The following is a 19,002-nucleotide window of genomic DNA, read 5'->3' on the forward strand; positions in this document are numbered from 1 at the left end:
CCATGCGTCCGCATGCGTTGCACGCCGTGATCGCGGTGAAGAGCCTCGATCGGGCCAAGAGCCGTCTGGCCGATCGGCTGCGCCCGGAACACCGGGCCCGGCTGGTGCTCGCCATGCTCGCCGACACCGTGTCCGCCGCCGTCGCGGTTCCGCAGATCGCGTCGGTCACCGTGGTGACCCCGGATCCGGTCGTTGCCGAGCTGGCGCGCACGCTCGGTGCGGTGGTGCATCCCGAACCCCGCCGTGAGGTAATCGACGCGACCGACCCGGACGGTCTGAACACCGCGCTCACTGACGCGGCCACCGCATTACGACACCGGCACGGTCCGATCGAGCTGCTGGCCCTGCAGGCGGATCTGCCCGCCTTGCGCCCCGACGAACTCTCGGACATGCTGACCACCGCGCCGGTCGGCGTTCGTTCGGTCGTCGTCGACCACGCCGGCAGCGGTACGGCCGCATTATTGGTTCGCGATACCGTCGCCCCGCTGGATCCGCGCTTCGGTCCCGGTTCGGCGCGTCGACACATCGACGCGGGTGCGGTCGACCTGCACGGTGACTGGCCCGGATTGCGGCTCGACGTCGACACCGCCGACGATCTGGACCGCGCCATCGAGCTCGGCGCGGGCGATTCGACAGGCGCTGTGCTGCACGACATCGGTTGGCCGATTCACGTTCACGAGCGGGTACGCCGGGTGTGCTAGCCGGTCGCCACATCCGGCGTGATACGCACGGCAATGATGGCGTCGGGCTGCACACGGCCCGGTTTGTAGGGGATGATCGTTGGCGTGAGTGAGCGAAGCAAGCTATTTCGGAACCAGCGTGCATCGCGCATGTCGGTGCCGCGTGCCAGCGAGGCGCGGGCATGAGCGATATCGAAACCGTCAAACAACAAGTGCTGCCGACCGCACTGCCCGCCGCGACCCCACCGGCCGAGGATGCCGGCGAACAGCGGTTGCCACGTGATCGCTACCTGAACCGCGAACTCAGTTGGCTCGACTTCAACACCCGAGTTCTCGCGCTTGCCGAGGACGCATCGCTGCCATTGTTGGAGCGCGCGAAATTCCTGGCGATCTTCGCCTCCAATCTGGACGAGTTCTATATGGTCCGCGTCGCCGGTCTCAAACGCCGTGCGGAGACCGGACTTTCGGTGCGTTCGGCCGACGGCCGTTCGCCCACCGAACAATTGGAGCTGATCGCGGCGCGCACCCAGGAGATCGCCGACCGGCACGCCCGCGTCTTCCTCGACTCGGTACTGCCCGCGCTGACCGCCGAGGGCATCGCCATCATCGACTGGTCCGATCTGGATGACGATGAGCGCCAACGCCTCTCGGGCTACTTCCAGGATCAGGTTTTTCCGGTGCTCACCCCGCTCGCGGTGGATCCGGCGCACCCGTTCCCCTACATCAGCGGCCTGAGTCTCAACCTCGCGGTGACGGTGAAGGATTCCTCCACCGGCGGCGAACATTTCGCCCGCGTCAAGGTGCCCGACAACGTCGATCGCTTCGTTCGGGTGCGGCGCACCGACTCCGGCTCCCCGGTCGCGGCCTTCCTGCCGATGGAAGAACTGATCGCCGCGCACCTCGATCTGCTGTTCCCGGGTATGAAGGTCGTCGAACACCACTCGTTCCGGATCACCCGCAATGCCGATTTCGAGGTCGACGAGGATCGCGACGAGGATCTGCTGCAGGCGTTGGAGCGGGAACTCGCTCGCCGCCGCTTCGGCTCGCCGGTCCGACTAGAGGTCTCCGACGATATGACCGAGCACATGCTCGATCTGCTGCTGCGTGAGCTCGAGGTCGATCCCGGCGATGTGATCCAGGTGCCCGGCCTGCTGGACCTGTCCTGCCTCTGGCAGGTATACGGCGTGGACCGGCCCAATCTCAAGGACGCGCCGTATGTGCCCGCGACGCCGCCCGCGTTCGGCGAGCGTGAAACCCCGCGCAATGTCTTCCAGGCCCTGCGTGAGGGCGATGTGCTGGTGCATCACCCCTACGACTCGTTCTCCACCAGCGTGCAGCGCTTCATCGAACAGGCCGCCGCCGACCCGCAGGTGCTCGCGATAAAACAGACCCTCTACCGCACCTCTGGTGACTCCCCGATCGTGAACGCGCTCATCGACGCGGCCGAGGCGGGTAAACAGGTCGTCGCACTGGTCGAGATCAAGGCGCGCTTCGACGAACAGGCCAACATCAAATGGGCCCGCGCGCTGGAACAGGCGGGCGTGCATGTGGTCTATGGCCTCATCGGCCTCAAGACGCACTGCAAGACCTGCCTGGTGGTGCGTCGCGAGGGTTCGACCATCCGCCGCTACTGCCATATCGGCACCGGCAACTACAACCCGAAGACCGCGCGCCTGTACGAGGACGTCGGGTTGCTCACCGCCGCACCGGAAATCGGCGCCGACCTGACCGATCTGTTCAATTCGCTGACCGGTTACTCGCGAAAGGCCAACTACCGCAACCTGCTTGTCGCACCGCAGGGTGTGCGCGCCGGCATCATCGAGCGCATCCAGCGCGAGATCGAGCTGGCGCGGGAGGGCACCCCGGCGCGAATCCGGATAAAGGCCAATGCAATTGTCGACGAGCAAGTCATCGACGCGCTCTACCGAGCTTCTCAGGCCGGTATACCGGTACAGATCGTGGTGCGTGGGATCTGCGGTCTGCGACCCGGTGTCGAGGGGATGAGCGAGAACATCGAGGTGCGTTCGATTCTCGGGCGCTTCCTGGAACATTCGCGAATTCTGCACTTCCAGGCCCAGGACCAATACTGGATCGGCAGCGCCGACATGATGCACCGGAACCTGGACCGGCGCGTTGAAGTCATGGCACAGGTGAAGGATCCGAAGCTGTGCGAGCAGCTGGGCTCGGTCTTCGACTCGGCGCTGTATCCGACGACGCGCTGCTGGGTACTCCAAGCCGACGGCAGCTGGCATGCCTCACCCGACGGCGCCGATAGCAACGGCGTCGAGGTACGTGACCACCAACAATTCATGATGCGAGTGCGGAGACCAGATCAGCCGTGAACGAACGGCAGCGAGTGAACCATCAACACAGCGCGCAATCGCGCACGACGGAGCCGAGCGCTGGTAAGGCGCAGTCGTGAGTGGCGCGACGGGATACGAGATGGACGGCGGACCGTTCTGGGATCCCCGGGTAACAGCCAACATTCACGCCGCGGGCGCGGTGTTGTGGCGCCGAGCGGCCGCTGAATCCGGCGCCATCGAGATCGCCGTGGTGCACCGCCCCAAGTATCAGGATTGGTCGCTGCCGAAAGGCAAACTCGATCCGGGCGAGACGCCGGTGCTCGCCGCCGTGCGCGAGGTCCGCGAGGAAACCGGCCTCGACTGCCGGCTCGGCCGCTACCTCGGGCACGTCACGTATCCGATTCCGGGACATCGCAAACTCAAGCGGGTGGACTATTGGGCCGCCGAGGTTTCCGGCGGTGAATTCAGCGCCAATTCCGAGGTCGATGTGCTGTCCTGGTACACCTTGGACCGGGTGATGGACCAATTGTCCTATCCGATGGACCGACAGGTAGTGCGCGCCTTCACCCGCCTCCCCGCCGCCACCAGCACGCTGCTTGTGGTGCGCCATGCCAAGGCGGGCAGCAAGGACCGATTCGACGGTCCGGACGACCAGCGGCCACTGGAGCGGGCCGGTCGGGCCCAAGCCGAGGCGTTGGTCCCGAATCTACTGGCATTCGGTGCATCCGAGATCTATTCGGCCGATCCGGACCGCTGCGTCCAGACGGTGGAACCACTGGCGGAGCAACTCGGCACGACCATCAGCATCGAACCGGATTTCTCCGAAACCGCTTATGCCGCAGCGCCGGACAAGGCTCGTCAACGCGCCCTTTCCCTCGTGTCGGATCGTGCGGTGCGCGTTCTGTGCAGTCAGGGCAAGGTAATTCCCGATCTGCTGCGGTGGTGGGCCGATCGGGACGGCATTACGCTGCCGTCCGCGCGCAACCGCAAGGGCAGTGTGTGGGTGCTGTCGTTCGTCTCGGGTCGACTGGTCGCCGCCGACCACCTCGACCGGTCACTCTCGGACGCCATCGTCAAATCCTGACGCCGCAGTGGAGTCCTGACGCCTGAGGGGACGACAACCGTCATACGGTCGTTTCTCGACACCAATTCCAGGCGCAGACAGCCGAAACGGCCCCGAGGCGAACCTCGGGGCCGTTTCGAGTCGGTTTGCCGAGTGATTCCGCCTAGCGGAGCCGAATCACCCGGTGGCAGTGCACCTTCAGCGTCAGCGCGCGCGACGGGCCGGAGCCTTCTTGGCCGCGGTCTTCTTCGCGGGCGCCTTCTTCGCGACCGTCTTCTTGGCGGCGGTGGTGGTCTTCTTGGCCGCCGTCGTAGCCTTCTTGGCCGCTGCCGTCGTCTTCTTGGCGACGGTCTTCTTGGCGGGTGCCTTCTTAGCGGCCGTCTTGGTGGCAGTTGCCTTGCGCGCCGTCGTCTTTGCCGGGGCCTTCTTGGCCGCCGTCTTCTTCGCGGGCGCCTTGGTGGCGGTCGTCTTCTTGGCGGCGGCCTTCTTGGCCGCCGTCTTCTTTGCGGCCGCCTTCTTGGCTGCCACCGGTGCATTCGCGCCGCGCTTTACCGCAGGGCCGCTCGCGGTCAGCTTCTGCTTACCCGCAATGACGGCTTTGAACTGCGCGCCCGGACGGAACGCCGGCACCGAAGTGGGCTTCACCTTCACGGTTTCGCCGGTACGCGGGTTCCGCGCGACACGAGCCGCACGCTTACGCTGTTCGAACACACCGAATCCGGTGATTGTGACGCTCTGACCCTTGTGCACCGCGCGCACGATGGTGTCGACCACATGCTCGACTGCCGCGGTGGCCGTGCGCCTGTCCGTACCCAACTTTTCGGTCAGAACGTCGATCAGTTCCGCCTTGTTCATTGAATCCTCCGCAGACTAATGGCCCGTCGTCGGACCGACTAGGTACCACGGTAAACCCACTTTGGGCAAGAGTCTATGTGCCACGCCAAAATTCATGTGGTTTAGCACACGTCCAGCTACCGCCCCAAGGCGAACTCAGCTATCGCTACCGGGTGATTACGCCTGCGAAATATGCGCCGGAAGGGTTGTGGGTTTCCAACTTGGCCTTGCCTTTTCGAACTCGCCGATGACGTCACTACGCCGCAGTGTCAGCCCGATGTCGTCCAATCCTTCGAGCAGACGCCACCGCGTGTAGTCATCAATATCGAACGGCAACACGACGGTTCCGGCCGTCACCGTGCGCGCCTCGAGGTCTACTACCAATTCGAGACCCGGCTGTTCCTCGAGCAACTTCCAGAGCATTTCGACATCGTTCTGTGACATCTGCGCGGCCAACAGTCCGCCCTTGCCCGCATTGCCGCGGAAGATGTCGGCGAAGCGCGAGGAGATGACGACACGAAAGCCGTAGTCCGACAGCGCCCATACCGCGTGTTCGCGCGAGGATCCGGTACCGAAGTCCGGTCCGGCCACCAGCACACTGCCCCGGTTATAGGGTTCGGTGTTCAGAATGAAGTCCGGATCCGATCGCCATGCTGCGAACAGTCCGTCCTCGAATCCCGTTCGCGTCACCCGCTTCAGGTACACGGCCGGAATGATCTGATCGGTGTCGACATTGGATCGGCGCAGCGGCACTCCGATCCCCTTGTGCACGGTGAAGGCTTCCATTTGCTGATTCTCCTGGGTCATTAGACGATTTGGGCTGATCGTTTCGAGCGACCTGCAAGCAGTCGCTACGGCGATCGTTTCGAGCGACCTGCAAGCAGTCGCTAGCGGCCGGAACAACGAATCGGCGCGGACACAACGGCGTCCGCGCGCCGATCAGTTCAGATCCGCAGGCGAGGACAGGGTGCCGCGGACCGCCGTTGCGGCCGCTACGAGCGGGGAAACCAGGTGTGTACGGCCACCTTTGCCCTGCCGACCCTCGAAGTTACGATTCGAAGTCGAAGCACAGCGCTGACCCGGCGCGAGCTGATCAGGATTCATTCCCAAGCACATCGAGCAGCCCGCCTGACGCCATTCGGCGCCCGCCGCGGTGAAAATCTCGCCCAGTCCTTCTTTTTCCGCCTGGGCGCGCACCCGCATAGATCCCGGTACAACCAACATTCGGACCCCGTCGGCGACGCGGCGTCCCTTCAAAATCCCGGCCACGGCGCGCAAATCCTCGATGCGCCCGTTGGTGCACGAACCGACGAATACGGTGTCGACCGATACATCACGAAGTGGAGTACCCGGCTCCAAATCCATGTATCGCAACGCTTTCTCCGCGGACTCGCGCGCCGTCTCGTCGGTAATCTGCGCGGGATCGGGCACGTTCTCGCCCAGTGGCGCACCCTGTCCCGGGTTGGTCCCCCAGGTGACGAACGGGCTCAGCGCGGCGGCGTCGATGTGCACCTCGGCATCGAAAACGGCGCCCTCATCGGTCTTCAGCGCCTCCCAGGCGGCCACTGCGGCATCCCAGTCGGCTCCCTGCGGCGCGTGCGGGCGGCCTTTGAGGAATTCATAGGTGGTTTCGTCAGGAGCGATCATGCCGGCCCGCGCGCCCGCTTCGATCGACATGTTGCAGATCGTCATTCGCGCCTCCATCGACATGGCGCGAATGGCCTCACCGCGATACTCGAGCACATAGCCCTGACCGCCGCCGGTGCCGATCTTGGCGATGACGGCCAGAATCAGGTCCTTACTCGTGACACCGGGCGGCAATTGGCCGTCGACGGTGATCGCCATGGTCTTGAACGGGCGCAGCGAGAGCGTCTGTGTGGCAAGGACGTGCTCGACCTCGCTGGTGCCGATGCCCATTGCCAGCGCGCCGAACGCGCCGTGGGTGGAGGTGTGGCTATCGCCGCACACCACCGTCATCCCCGGCTGGGTCAAACCCAATTGCGGCCCGACGACGTGCACGATGCCCTGATCCAGGTCCCCCATCGGATGCAGGCGCACACCGAATTCCGCGCAATTGTGGCGCAGCGTCTCGACCTGGGTGCGCGAAATGGGGTCGGCGATCGGCTTATCGATATCGATCGTCGGGACGTTGTGGTCCTCGGTCGCGATGGTGAGATCGGGACGGCGCACCGGACGGCCCGCGGCGCGGAGTCCGTCGAAGGCCTGCGGGCTGGTCACCTCGTGTACGAGGTGCAGATCGATGTAGATCAGATCGGGCTCCCGCGAGGTGCCCTCGCCCGCTCCGCGGGCGACGACGTGCTGCTCCCACACCTTCTCGGCCAGTGTGCGGCGCTCGGCCATTCTCGATCACCTTTCCGACGAGCAACCGAGGTACGCGATCCGGGCTGAGGCACGCTCACGGCTGCACAAGTTTTTGACTGTTCCGACGCGTCCGGAGCGAGCAGGCCACTGAGTGGCTTTCTCAGTATCCGAGACGCTAATATCGTTCTATGAGACAGCATAGCGGTATCGGTGTCCTGGACAAAGCGGTGTCGGTGTTATATGCCGTCGCGGAGCACCCATGCGGTCTCAACGAACTGTGCACCCGCACCGGACTGCCCCGGGCCACCGCCCACCGCCTGGCTGTCGGGCTCGAAGTACACCGGCTGCTCGCCCGCGACAACAACGGTCTGTGGCGGCCCGGACCAGCCCTCACCGAACTCGCCGCCGGGGCCACCGATCCATTGCACGAGGCCGCCGCGGCCATTCTCCCGCGCTTGCGCGAGATCACCGGCGAAAGCGTCCAGATCTACTGCCGAGACGGCAATGCGCGGGTCTGCATCGCCGCCCTGGAACCGCCCGTCGGCCTGCGCGACACCGTGCCGATCGGGGCGCGCTTGCCGCTCACCGCCGGTTCGGCGGCCAAGGTGCTGGTCGCCTGGGCGGATCCGGAACTGCAGCGCATCATCCTGGCCGATGCGGTATTCGGCGAGCGGGCGCTGGCCGAGGTCCGCAAGCGCGGCTGGGCCCAGAGCGCCGCCGAGCGGGCCAGCGGTGTGGCCAGCGTCTCCGCACCCGTGCGCGATGCCGCGGGCCACGTCATCGCGGCGGTCTCGGTGTCGGGTCCGATCGATCGCATGGGCCGCAGACCGGGCGCCCGCTGGGCGGCCGACCTGGTCGCCGCCGCGGACGCACTCCACAAGAGGCTGTAACACGTTCTAGTTTCGAACCTTTAAAGTTGGTGCGCATGGGAGTAAACCAACGGGCGCAGATCGTCATGTCCGACGCCGAGATTTCCGAATTCCTGGAGCGCAGCCGCATCGCTACGCTGGCCACCATCGGCCCGAACGGTGCGCCGCACCTTACGGCGATGTGGTACGGCCTGATCGACGGCGAGATCTGGTTCGAGACCAAAGCCAAGTCGCAAAAGGCGGTGAACTTGCGCCGCGATCCCCGCGTGACCTGCATGGTCGAAGCAGGCCAGACCTACAACCAGTTGCGCGGCGTCTCGATCGAAGGCCACGCCGAGATCATCGATGATCCGGACAAGCTCTTCGCCGTCGGCGTGAGCGTCTGGGAGCGCTACACCGGTCCCTACAGCGAAGAAGTCCGCCCACTCGTCGAGCAGATGCTCAACAAGCGCATAGCGGTCCGCGTAGTCCCGGATCGCCTCCGCAGCTGGGACCACCGCAAACTCGGCCTCCCCCAACTCCCCCTCGGCGGCACCACCGCCCAACCCCTCGACTGATCGCGCCACGCGGGCAAAATCCGCCTGACACGCCGGGTGCGGCACAGTAGCGTCAACCCTGTTCGACCCGAATCGGCAGCGCGGCGACGCATCGTGGCGCGCCACCCTGCCGCGACGACGAGGAGCAGACATGGCGGAAGCGGATAGTTCCAACGGCAAGACGGCACCGAGCACCGAAGACGTCAAACGCAAGTTCAAGGAAGCCCTGGAGCGCAAAAACCAGCACCACGCCAAGTCGAACGACCACCTCGACGGCCGCTCCAAGGCAACCTCCACCCAGGGCAACGCCAGCCATAAGCGAGAGTTCCGCCGCAAGAGCGGATAGATAAAGCCCCACCCCAAAGGCCCTCCAGCTGAACCTCTGGAGGGCTTTTGCGTATCCAAGCCCTCCCCAACTCCAGCAACTCGGGTCACATGTGGGCATCGACCACGATGCCCACTCCCGCGCCCTGATGGATCAGTCACACCGCCAAGAAAGTGCCCACAGCACCGAGGAAACGGAACTCCACCCGCCCAACGCACCCTGACCTGCTGTTCCGGGGCGAAGCCCCCGGCCACACTCGGGGTCCGGGGGCGAAGCCCTCCGGGTGGGGGTGTGGGGGTTTCACCCCCACAAGACAATGCGAAGCAGAAAAAGGCCCATGCTCTCCATGAGCATGGGCCTCCCATTCTGCGTAGCCCCGACGGGATTCGAACCCGCGCTACCGCCTTGAGAGGGCGGCGTCCTAGGCCGCTAGACGACGGGGCCAGGACTCGACCTCCCGCATTTCAGCGGGCGATCTTTCCGGTGATCTTTCGATCAGTGGAAGCTCGGTTAGCTTAGCCGACCGAAGCTCGGCGACCAAATCGCCGGATGCTGAACAACTTTCGGTCGTGCACCGAGAGACGAACAACATTCTCCGCTGGGGTACCAGGACTCGAACCTAGAATGGCTGAACCAGAATCAGCTGTGTTGCCAATTACACCATACCCCAATGACCAGGACGTTCGACCTCGTGTCCGGCTGACCCGAGGCCCTGTTCCGAGCCGAGAAGTAGAGTACCAAACCGCATACGGTCTACTACAAATCGGCTGGTCAACGCCCTGTTTTTCGGTCAAAGGCGGACTTTCAGGCCGGCGCCGTCCAGTCTCGCGCCGAGCGCAGCCGAGCCAGGCTCGTCTCGCGGCCGAGCAGCTCCAGCGATTCGTACAGCGGCGGGCTGATATGCGAACCCGTCACTGCCGCTCGCACTGGTGCGAACGCCTTACGCGGTTTGAGCCCCAGATCATCGATGAGCGCAGTTTTGAGCGCATCCTCGATAGCGGGGGTGATCCAGGCCGTCAGCGGCTCCAGCGCGGCAATGGCGGCGTCCAATACCGGGGTGGCTTCGGAACCGAGGTTCTTCGAGCCCGCCGCCGGATCAATCGCGAACTCTTCCGCGGGCGCGAACAAGAAACGCAGCAGATCCCACGCGTCGGACAACACCACGATCCGGGTTTGCACAAGTTCGGCGGCCGCGGCGAACAACTTGTCGTCGATGTCGGCGCCGATGTGGCCGTGTTCGGTGAGGAACTCACGCAAGCGGTGCGTGAAATCACCCGGCTCCAGCAATCGGATGTGTTCGGCGTTGAGCGCGTCCGCCTTCTTCTGATCGAAACGGGCCGGATTCGAATTCACTTTCGAGATATCGAAGGCCGCCACCATCTCGGCCATCGAGAAAACATCGCGATCATCCGCGATGCCCCAGCCGAGTAGCGCCAGGTAATTCAGCAAACCCTCCGGGATGAATCCCCGATCCCGATGGACGAACAGATTCGACTCCGGATCGCGCTTGGACAACTTCTTGTTGCCCTGCCCCATCACGAACGGTAGATGACCGAACTCCGGAGTGAACTCCGCGACGCCGATCCGGCGCATAGCCGCATAGAGCGCGATTTGGCGCGGAGTGGACGAGAGAATGTCCTCACCGCGCAACACATGGGTGATCTTCATCAATGCGTCGTCGACCGGGTTAACCAGCGTATAGAGCGGATCGCCATTACCGCGAGTGAGTGCGAAATCGGGCACGGTACCCGCTTTGAAGGTGGTTTCGCCGCGCACGAGATCGTGCCAGGTGATGTCTTCGTCGGGCATTCGGAGCCGGATTACCGCCGGACGCCCGGCGGCCCGATGAGCCTCGATCTCCTCGAGGGTGAGATCGCGGTCGTAGTTGTCGTAGCCGAGTTTCGGGTCGCGGCCCGCGGCCCGATGGCGCTCCTCGACTTCCTCGGGGGTGGAGAAGGATTCGTACGCTTCACCGGCCGCCAGCAAATTCCGCACGACTTCCATGTGCAGCTCGCGTCGCTGCGATTGCCGATAGGGCGCATAGGGCCCGCCGACCTCCGGCCCCTCGTCCCAGGTGAGGCCGAGCCAGCGCAGCGCGTCCAGGATCGCACCGTAGGATTCTTCGGAATCGCGTGCGGCATCGGTATCTTCGATGCGGAAGACGAACTTGCCGCCGGTGTGGCGGGCGTACGCCCAATTGAACAGTGCCGTCCGGACCAGGCCGACATGCGGCGTTCCGGTCGGTGACGGGCAGAAGCGGACCCGTACTTCAGTCATGGCTCTCTTTCGACTAGCGCTTGGCGGCAACAGGATTGGTGAGGGTTCCGATGCCCTCGACGGTCACGGAGACGTTCTGCCCGGCCCGCAGCGGGCCGACGCCCTCCGGAGTGCCGGTGAGGAGCACATCGCCGGGCAGCAGCGTCATCACCGTGGTCACCCACTCGATGAACTTCGGAATATCGTGCAGCAGAAGCGAAGTGCGGCTGCGCTGGCGGACCTCGCCGTCGACTTCGGTGACGATCTCCAGATCCGAAGGGTCGAGCGAGGTTTCGATCCACGGGCCGAGCGGGCAGAAGGTGTCGTAGCCCTTGCCCCGGGTCCACTGGCCGTCGTGCTTCTGCTGATCGCGCGCGGTCACATCGTTGGCGACGGTGTAGCCGAGCACCACGTCGAGTGCGCGGGCGGCGGGCACGTCCTTGCACGGACGGCCGATGACGATCGCGAGCTCGCCCTCGTAGTCGACCTGGGATGAGCTGGGCGGCAATACGATCGACGCGTTCGGGCCGATGATCGAGGTGCTCGGCTTCATGAAGATCACCGGGTCCGCCGGTGCGACCCCGCCCATTTCGGCCGCGTGCGCGGCGTAGTTCTTACCGATGCAGACCACTTTGCTGGCCAGAATCGGCGCGAGCAGGCGCACATCGGCCAGCGGCCAACTCCGCCCGGTGAATGTCGGAGTACCGAACGGGTGTTCCGCGATCTCCTTGGCGACGCTCTCGCTCCCCTCCCCTTCGATGCTGACGAAAGCGACTCCATCGGGACTGGCGATTCGACCTAGACGCATGCACCGCAGTCTATCGACCGCCCTCGACCTGCTCGAACGCGCCCGACCGAGCGGTCCGGAACCGCGCGCGACGGCGGGTTCGGCGGCTCGCGATGTGAGCAGTTCGACAGAACCACAGCGGAATCCACTTGCCCACTGGGTGTACGGTGAGACTCGATGTTCACAGAATGAGAATTCATTCCCATATTCTGAGATTTTGAGGTGAGGCCATGGCTACGACCGTGACGCAGATGCGCGACGTCCGACGGTGGTCCATGCTCGGCCTCGGCGTGTTCGCACAGGCCTCGAGTGCGGTCTTCATCCACGGGGTTCCGTTTCTTTTGCCCGCGCTGACGGCCGATGGCATGCCACTGGCTACCGCGGGTCTGCTCGTGGCCATGCCAACCGTCGGCCTGGTATGCACGCTGATCGCCTGGGGATATGTCGTGGACCGGATCGGCGAGCACAAGGTGCTCGTCGGCGGACCGCTGCTGATGTTCGGTGCGGGCGTCGCGGCGGCTACCGTCACCGATCACGTGCTGCTCGGCGCATTGCTGTTCGTGGGCGGCGTCGGCGCGGCAAGTACCAACGGGGCCAGCGGCCGGGTGATCGTCGGCTGGTTCGCGCCGCAACGGCGCGGACTGGCCATGGGTATTCGACAGACCGCACAGCCCATCGGCGTCGGCATCGGCGCGCTCAGCATTCCGGCCGTTGCGGCCGCGCACGGGGTCTCGGCGGCCGTTCTGGTGCCCGCGGTGATGGCGGGTGTCGCCGCGCTGGGCTGCCTGATCGGGATCGTCGATCCGCCACGGCCCACGGGCGCGGCGGCGGATCGAGCCAACCCGTATCGCGGCGATTCGACGCTGTGGCGTATCCACGCGGTGTCGGTGCTGCTGTGCATTCCCCAAGGGACCGTATGGACTTTCGCATTATTGTGGTTGCATAGTGACGTTGGCTGGTCGCTGCCCGTGGCGGGCGCTCTGGTGACCGGAACCCAATTCCTCGGCGCCATAGGACGAATCGGCGCGGGCGCCTGGTCCGATCGCGTCGGCAGCCGACTGGGACCGCTGCGCAGCGTCGCCATCGCCGCCGTAATCGCCATGGCCGCCTTGGCTTTGGCCGCATGGACACATGCGTGGTGGGCGGCGATTCCGCTGCTGATCGCCGCATCGGTCATCACGGTCTCCGATAACGGTTTGGCCTTCACGGCGGTCGCCGAAATCGCCGGACCGTTCTGGAGTGGACGTGGACTCGGCATCCAGAACACCGGCCAGAACCTCGCAATGGCCGCCATACCACCGGTTTTCGGCGTGCTGATCACCACCAGCGGCTTCCCCGCCGCATATCTGCTGGCCGCTGCGCTGGCGATGGCGGCGGTTCCGCTGGTTCCCACCGATCGACGATCTGAATAACGGCCCCTTACGAATTCGCGACCGTCCCGGCTCACCGGGGCGGTCGCGATGCGGGTGCGTCAGACAGTCAGGACCGCCTCCGCATGGACTCGCTGATTCAGAGGTCGCGCTGCGCAGCGGGATCGAAGCTGAATGGATTCCTACCTCGGATCGACGGTCCGCCATCGCACAATGCCGAGCGCGGCACATACTCACGAACCTTGCGCACCCCGGTCGCTCCGCCGCATTGGGCGAGCTTGTCGGTAGAGCTGTGCCGGACTGGACCTATCACCCGTTGTGCCGATGGCGGATCTCTGGTCGGGAAGCGCCGCGCACCAACTCGCACCTGCTGCCGATTCGGTGCTGATCGAATGGCTGATGTCGCCGATCGTGTAACCGAGCAGCGTCCACCACACCGACACTGCCGGGCCAGATCACCTCGCACAACCCACGATGTAAACCCAACCTTGACAAGGCGGGTATGTCAAGCCAGGCTTTACATATGTCCGATGAACAGCAGCGCGTCGACCCGCAGGACGAGCGGGCGATGCTCGGAAAGTTGTTGTCCGCCAATGCGGAACTGGTTGTAGGTGTGCTACGCCCGGAGGAGGGCAGGCCCAGCGTGCCGGTGCTCGCCGCGCTCACGGCGACCCGAAATCTCAGTCGACTCGTCGACGACATCCTGCACACCCTGGCCCGGCAGGCCCGCGAAGAAGGCCACACCTGGGCCGAAATCGGCGATCTCCTCGGTACCTCCCGCCAAGCGGCATTCCAACGCTTCAGCGGCCCGATGCCGCCGATGGGCCCGTTCGCCACACCCCCGATTCCGCCCACACCCCCGATTCCCCCCACACCCCCGGTGCCGCCGCCCCCTCTCGTTCCCCCGACACCACCCGGATTCCGCACCCCGCCAGCCGGTTTCCCCACCCCACCGCGCATGCCCATGCCGCCCGGCCCACCCCCGATGCCCACCCCACCCGACATGCCGAAGCCCCCGACCCCACCAACCCGTTGATCCTGGCTTCACCGAATCCCCTACAACAAAGGAGATAACCGTGTCCCAAGACCCCAACTCCATCCCCCACCCGCCCGACGCACCGACACCGCCGAGCCCCGCAGCATCGCCCAACCTTTCAACCCCACCCGGCTGGCCAACACCACCGCCCGGTCCCGCCCGGCCTACTCCGCCGCCCAACTGGGCAACGCCTCCGGTGCCGCCAAGCCCGCCGACCGCACCGAATTGGCCACCGTATCCGCACCCGCACCGCTGGGCGGCACCTAACTCAGCGAGTTCTCCTACCGCACAGCACATTCCCGAAGATTGGCCTACTCCTCCGCATTCGCCGAACACACCAACACCACCCGGCCCGACACCACCGCTCGGCGACCCGATACCACCGAGCCCCGCAGCATCGCCCGGCTTGCAGGCGACGCCCAACTTTTCAACGCCACCCGGTTGGCCGACACCTCCGCCGCCCAGCCCCGCCCAAGGTTGGCCAACGCCCAACTGGGTAGCACCTCCGATGTTGCCGCCGGTGCCGCCAGGCGCACCGAATTGGCCACCACATCCGCACCCGCACCGCTGGGCGGCACCCGGCTCAGTGAGTTCTCCTACCGCGCAGCACCTTCCCGGCGGATGGCCCGCTCCGCCGCCACCCCTTCGGCCGACAGGTGCGATGCCGTCCGATTTCGCTGCCGCACCGCCGGGCCGGCCGATCGCTTCCATGCAACCTGGTCAGCCCATGTCGCCACCGGGACCGATGCCGCCGTCGCAGGCGAATCCAGTTGCAGCGGAAGAGCTTCGGCGGGATCACGAGTCCAGTGCCGAACCGCGGGAATCCGATGACGCAACCAGGCGGCCATGATGACCGCACAATCGCAATCGACCGCTGAGCAGCTGATCGAGTTGGGACCAACCGCGCCGAATCCGTCAGTGCGGCAGCCACTGTCGTCGAACAGCATCGAACGGTCGCCGGTGCGGTGTTCGATGCCATCGGGCCGATCGGCGAGCCTGCGGCGCGAGTCCACGATGTCATCGCGGGCACCGTCCACGACTCGATTCGTGGCATTGCCACGGCGGTCGGCGGCGCACTGACCGAGCGCGAATAGGTCAGATCTCGATCAAGGCGGCAGGATCGAAACGCACCCGAAACGGTGGATCGGCTCGGATCGCCGCGGTGAATACGGTTCCCGCCGTCACCGTTGGATGGGCGCGAAAGGCGCCGTCTGCGAGCAGCATTCGGTGGATCCGGACCTCCGGATGATGCTCGACTATCCAGTACTGCGGAATATCGATGGCCGCGTACTCGCGAACCTTCCTGACCCGATCGGTGCGTTCGCTGCCGTCGCCCGGCGCAACGATCTCCACGGCGAGCAACACCTCCGTACCGGAAACCAGCCTGGGCGTTTCGGCGATAATCGCGGCCCGCGCAACATCTCTCGGGATCACCACGATATCGGGCTTGCGAATGCCGCTGGGCGTGTTGACTTCCCAACCACCGCCGATACATACGTGCACCGCGGCACCACCGGCCGCGATATCGATGAGCCGCCCGAGCCGCTGCACCACGAAATCGTGACGCGCACCGCCCGCGACCGCGATCAACCAGCCGTCCTCGAGCTCGAAACCCTTTCCGCCGTCCGGTAAACGGTGCAGATCCACATCGGTATACGGTCCCCGACGCTCGCTCATCGAACTCCCTCGCGTTCCTGCGAAACTGAAAGGCCCGCGCTCGAACTCGCTCGAGCGCGGGCCGTCAGGTAGAACAGGTCAGACCGCCGCGGCGATCCGATCTCCGATCTCGACGGTCGAGGCCGCGCCGCTACGCGACACGAGATCCTTGGCGACCGCCGCTTCGATGCGAGCGGCGCCTTCGGTGTTTCCGAGGTGGTTGAGCAGCAACGACACCGACAGAATCGCGGCGGTCGGATCGGCCTTGGACTGCCCCGCAATATCGGGGGCACTGCCGTGCACCGGCTCGAACATGCTCGGGTTGGTTCCGGAGGCGTCGATATTGCCGCTGGCCGCGAGGCCGATTCCGCCGCTGACCGCTGCCGCGAGGTCGGTGATGATGTCACCGAAGAGGTTGTCGGTGACGATCACATCGAAGCGGCCCGGGTCGTTGACCATGTGGATGGTGGCGGCATCGATGTGCTGGTAGGCGGTCTGCACCTCCGGGAACTCCGCCGCGACCTCGTTGACCGTGCGCTGCCACAGCGAACCGGCGAAGGTCAGCACATTGTTCTTGTGCACCAGCGTCAGGTGCTTGCGCCGGGCCTGCGCCTTGGCGAAGGCGTAGCGGACGACGCGCTCGATGCCGAAGCGGGTATTGGTGCTGACCTCGGTGGCGACCTCGTGCGGGGTGTCCACCCGGATCGCGCCGCCGGTGCCGGTGTAGGGGCCCTCGGTGCCCTCGCGCACGACCACGAAGTCGATATCCGGATTGCCCGCGAGCGGACTGGTCACGCCCGGGTACAGCTTCGACGGTCGCAGGTTGACGTGATGATCCAGCGCGAACCGGGTGCGCAGCAGCAGTCCGCGCTCGAGCACACCGCTGGGCACGGACGGGTCGCCGATCGCACCGAGCAGGATCGCATCGTGCTGCTTCAGCTCCGGCAGCACCGAATCCGGCAGGATCTCACCGGTCGCGTGGTAGCGCCGCGCGCCGAGATCGTATTCGGTCTTCTCGACGCCCGGCTGCACCACGTCGAGCACCTTGAGCGCCTCCGCGATGACCTCGGGGCCGATCCCATCACCAGCGATAACAGCAAGCTTCATAACAACAAGGCTCCGTTCAGTATTGCCGACCGCCACCGTACTTCGTCCCGCACCGCACGCCGCTGCCGGGCAGACAGCGCAGCCCGGCAGTCACCGTGCGCGGCGTGACATGTCATGCCCGGCACATGTGACGGCGCCGCGCACGGTCGACGTACGCGGCGCCGGTGGTGGTCAGAACAGGTCGACCAGGACGATCTTGGCCGCACCGACGGATTCGGCGATCGCGGCCTGGACGTCGGCGGGAACTTCGCGGGCCACACGTAGAACCACGGTCGCGCCCTCCTTGTCGACATCCTGGCTCAGCTGTGCGGCGAGGATGTCGATCTCCGCCTCACCGAGCTTGGTGCCGATCTTGCCGAGCGCGCCCGGCTTGTCGTCGTAGTTCAGCACGGCCAGGTTCAGGCCCTCGGCACGCATGTCGTAGTTGCGGCCGTTGATGTTGACGATCTTCTGCACCTGCTGCGGCTCGGTCAGCGTGCCCGCCACATTCAGCGTGCTGCCGTCGCCGAAGACCGCGCGCAGGTCGACGACGCTGCGGTGGCTCGGGCTCTCCGAAACCTTGGTGACCTCGGCGGTAATGCCGCGGTCCTTGGCCAGCGCGGGGGCGTTGACGAAGGTGACCTGGTCCTCGACCAGCGCGGAGAAGATGCCGCGCAGCGCCGAAAGCTCCAGCACCGCAACATCTTGGGCGGCCAGCTCGCCGCGCACCTGCACCTCGACGCTGACCGGCAGCTCGTTGGACACCGCACCGAGCAGGTGGCCCTGCTTGCGCACGATCTCCAGCCACGGCGCGACCTCGTCACCGACGGTGCCACCGGTGACATTCACCGCACCCGGCACGAATTCACCGGCCAGGGCCAGCAGTACGGACTTGGCGACATCGGTGCCGGCGCGGTCCTGTGCCTCGGCGGTGGACGCACCCAGGTGCGGGGTCACCACGACCTGCGGCAGGTCGAACAGCGGGCTGTCGGTGCACGGCTCGGTGTCGAATACGTCCAGACCGGCGGCACGCACGTGACCCGACTTGATGGCGTCGGCGAGCGCCTGCTCATCGACGAGCCCGCCGCGTGCGGCGTTGACGATGATGACGCCCGGCTTGGTCTTGGCGATGGCTTCCTTGCCGATGATGCCCTTGGTCTCCGGGGTCTTCGGCAGGTGCACCGAGATCAGGTCGGCGCGCTCGAGCAGCTCGTCCAGGGGCAGCAGCTCGATGCCGAGCTGGGCGGCGCGGGCCGGGGAGACGTAGGGGTCGTAGGCGATCACCTTGGTCTCGAAGGCGGCGAGACGCGCGGCGAACAGCTGGCCGATGCGACCGAGGCCGACCACACCGACGGTCTTGTCGAAGATCTCGACACCGTTGAACTTGCTGCGCGCCCAGGTGCGCTCGCGCAGGGTCGCATCGGCGGCCGGAATCTGGCGGGCCGCGGCCAGCAGCAGCGTGACGGCGTGCTCGGCGGCGGTGTGGATGTTGGAGGTGGGCGCGTTGACCACCATGACGCCGCGTTCGGTGGCCGCGGGCACATCGACATTGTCGAGGCCGACGCCAGCGCGGGCGACGATCTTCAGGTTCTTCCCGGCCTCGAGCACCTCGGCGTCGACGGTGGTGGCCGAGCGGACGAGGAGGGCGTCCGCCTCGGGCACCGCGGCCAGCAGCGCGGGACGGTCGGGGCCGTTGACCCAGCGGACCTCGACACCGTGACCGAGCGCGTCGACGGTCGACTGGGCGAGCTTGTCGGCGATCAGAACAACAGGACGGCCTGCTTGGCTCACTGTGGGGTACTCCTGGGAGGAAAGGGGGTCGGCAATTACCGCGCTCCAGCTTAGTTGGCCGGAATCCGCCGCGGCCTACCCCCCGGTA

Annotated in this window: 18 protein-coding genes and 2 tRNA genes; 9 read left to right on the forward strand and 11 right to left on the reverse strand. The window is 65.7% G+C overall.

All coding sequences use genetic code 11. The features are described from left to right. The first annotated feature begins 2 nt into the window (after positions 1-2). From cofC to ACIBW7_RS14830, 3 genes are all read left to right on the forward strand, one after another. Positions 3-701, forward strand: a complete 699-nt coding sequence (gene cofC / locus ACIBW7_RS14820) for a 2-phospho-L-lactate guanylyltransferase (RefSeq protein WP_397046764.1) — start codon at positions 3-5, stop codon at positions 699-701. 161 nt (positions 702-862) lie between these two features. Continuing rightward, positions 863-3,022 carry an RNA degradosome polyphosphate kinase gene (locus tag ACIBW7_RS14825; RefSeq protein ID WP_397046765.1) on the forward strand — a complete coding sequence of 720 codons (2,160 nt, stop codon included), beginning with the start codon at positions 863-865 and terminating at the stop codon, positions 3,020-3,022. A gap of 100 nt (positions 3,023-3,122) precedes the next feature. Further along, a complete protein-coding gene (locus ACIBW7_RS14830) occupies positions 3,123-4,067 on the forward strand; it encodes an NUDIX domain-containing protein (RefSeq protein ID WP_397047077.1) in 945 nt (314 codons plus the stop codon). A 183-nt stretch (positions 4,068-4,250) separates the two neighbouring features. Here ACIBW7_RS14830 and ACIBW7_RS14835 read toward each other — a convergent pair whose 3' ends face one another. The 3 genes from ACIBW7_RS14835 to leuC form a co-directional block, all read right to left on the reverse strand. Further along, positions 4,251-4,901: an HU family DNA-binding protein gene (locus ACIBW7_RS14835; RefSeq protein ID WP_397046766.1), complete on the reverse strand. Its 651-nt coding sequence runs from the start codon at positions 4,899-4,901 to the stop codon at positions 4,251-4,253. Between the two features lie 156 nt (positions 4,902-5,057). Continuing rightward, positions 5,058-5,666, reverse strand: a complete 609-nt coding sequence (gene leuD / locus ACIBW7_RS14840) for a 3-isopropylmalate dehydratase small subunit (RefSeq protein WP_397046767.1) — start codon at positions 5,664-5,666, stop codon at positions 5,058-5,060. A gap of 153 nt (positions 5,667-5,819) precedes the next feature. Continuing rightward, the gene (gene leuC, locus ACIBW7_RS14845) at positions 5,820-7,241 is read right to left on the reverse strand and encodes a 3-isopropylmalate dehydratase large subunit (protein ID WP_397046768.1); all 1,422 of its coding nucleotides are present in this window, start codon (positions 7,239-7,241) and stop codon (positions 5,820-5,822) included. A 149-nt stretch (positions 7,242-7,390) separates the two neighbouring features. On the opposite strand from leuC, the gene ACIBW7_RS14850 reads away from it, so the two are divergent. The 3 genes from ACIBW7_RS14850 to ACIBW7_RS14860 all read left to right on the forward strand — a co-directional run bounded on the left by ACIBW7_RS14850 (position 7,391) and on the right by ACIBW7_RS14860 (position 8,953). After that, positions 7,391-8,092 (forward strand): IclR family transcriptional regulator, encoded by a 702-nt coding sequence (locus tag ACIBW7_RS14850; protein ID WP_397046769.1) that lies wholly within the window; start codon positions 7,391-7,393, stop codon positions 8,090-8,092. A 35-nt stretch (positions 8,093-8,127) separates the two neighbouring features. Further along, the gene (locus tag ACIBW7_RS14855; RefSeq protein WP_397046770.1) at positions 8,128-8,628 is read left to right on the forward strand and encodes a pyridoxamine 5'-phosphate oxidase family protein; all 501 of its coding nucleotides are present in this window, start codon (positions 8,128-8,130) and stop codon (positions 8,626-8,628) included. 130 nt (positions 8,629-8,758) lie between these two features. Continuing rightward, positions 8,759-8,953 carry a DUF5302 domain-containing protein gene (locus tag ACIBW7_RS14860; protein ID WP_397046771.1) on the forward strand — a complete coding sequence of 65 codons (195 nt, stop codon included), beginning with the start codon at positions 8,759-8,761 and terminating at the stop codon, positions 8,951-8,953. Between the two features lie 350 nt (positions 8,954-9,303). On the opposite strand, the gene ACIBW7_RS14865 is transcribed toward ACIBW7_RS14860, so the two are convergent. The 4 genes from ACIBW7_RS14865 to ACIBW7_RS14880 form a co-directional block, all read right to left on the reverse strand. Continuing rightward, a tRNA-Glu gene (locus ACIBW7_RS14865) sits at positions 9,304-9,376 on the reverse strand. Positions 9,377-9,530: 154 nt separating this feature from the next. Further along, positions 9,531-9,602 (reverse strand) — tRNA-Gln (locus ACIBW7_RS14870). Between the two features lie 134 nt (positions 9,603-9,736). Continuing rightward, a complete protein-coding gene (gene gltX / locus ACIBW7_RS14875) occupies positions 9,737-11,209 on the reverse strand; it encodes a glutamate--tRNA ligase (protein ID WP_397046772.1) in 1,473 nt (490 codons plus the stop codon). Between the two features lie 13 nt (positions 11,210-11,222). Continuing rightward, on the reverse strand, positions 11,223-11,996 hold the full coding sequence (locus ACIBW7_RS14880) for a fumarylacetoacetate hydrolase family protein (RefSeq protein WP_062984767.1): 774 nt from the start codon (positions 11,994-11,996) through the stop codon (positions 11,223-11,225). Positions 11,997-12,205: 209 nt separating this feature from the next. Between ACIBW7_RS14880 and ACIBW7_RS14885 the strand changes: the two genes are divergently transcribed. Together ACIBW7_RS14885 and ACIBW7_RS14890 are read left to right on the forward strand one after the other, a co-directional pair. Beyond that, a complete protein-coding gene (locus ACIBW7_RS14885; protein WP_397046773.1) occupies positions 12,206-13,387 on the forward strand; it encodes an MFS transporter in 1,182 nt (393 codons plus the stop codon). A 481-nt stretch (positions 13,388-13,868) separates the two neighbouring features. Beyond that, positions 13,869-14,381, forward strand: coding sequence for a hypothetical protein (locus ACIBW7_RS14890; protein ID WP_397046774.1), 513 nt, complete (start codon positions 13,869-13,871; stop codon positions 14,379-14,381). A gap of 311 nt (positions 14,382-14,692) precedes the next feature. On the opposite strand, the gene ACIBW7_RS14895 is transcribed toward ACIBW7_RS14890, so the two are convergent. Continuing rightward, positions 14,693-14,959, reverse strand: coding sequence for a hypothetical protein (locus tag ACIBW7_RS14895; RefSeq protein ID WP_397046775.1), 267 nt, complete (start codon positions 14,957-14,959; stop codon positions 14,693-14,695). A gap of 387 nt (positions 14,960-15,346) precedes the next feature. On the opposite strand from ACIBW7_RS14895, the gene ACIBW7_RS14900 reads away from it, so the two are divergent. Further along, positions 15,347-15,475, forward strand: a complete 129-nt coding sequence (locus ACIBW7_RS14900) for a hypothetical protein (protein WP_397046776.1) — start codon at positions 15,347-15,349, stop codon at positions 15,473-15,475. Between the two features lies 1 nt (position 15,476). Here ACIBW7_RS14900 and ACIBW7_RS14905 read toward each other — a convergent pair whose 3' ends face one another. The 3 genes from ACIBW7_RS14905 to serA all read right to left on the reverse strand — a co-directional run bounded on the left by ACIBW7_RS14905 (position 15,477) and on the right by serA (position 18,914). Then, on the reverse strand, positions 15,477-16,058 hold the full coding sequence (locus tag ACIBW7_RS14905) for a Uma2 family endonuclease (protein ID WP_397046777.1): 582 nt from the start codon (positions 16,056-16,058) through the stop codon (positions 15,477-15,479). Positions 16,059-16,136: 78 nt separating this feature from the next. Next, positions 16,137-17,144: a 3-isopropylmalate dehydrogenase gene (locus ACIBW7_RS14910; RefSeq protein ID WP_397046778.1), complete on the reverse strand. Its 1,008-nt coding sequence runs from the start codon at positions 17,142-17,144 to the stop codon at positions 16,137-16,139. Positions 17,145-17,315: 171 nt separating this feature from the next. Next, entirely contained in the window at positions 17,316-18,914 is a 1,599-nt protein-coding gene (gene serA / locus ACIBW7_RS14915; protein WP_397046779.1) for a phosphoglycerate dehydrogenase, read from the reverse strand. Positions 18,915-19,002: the final 88 nt, after the last annotated feature.

Source organism: Nocardia sp. NPDC049526, from assembly GCF_044465765.1.
GTDB lineage: Bacteria > Actinomycetota > Actinomycetes > Mycobacteriales > Mycobacteriaceae > Nocardia.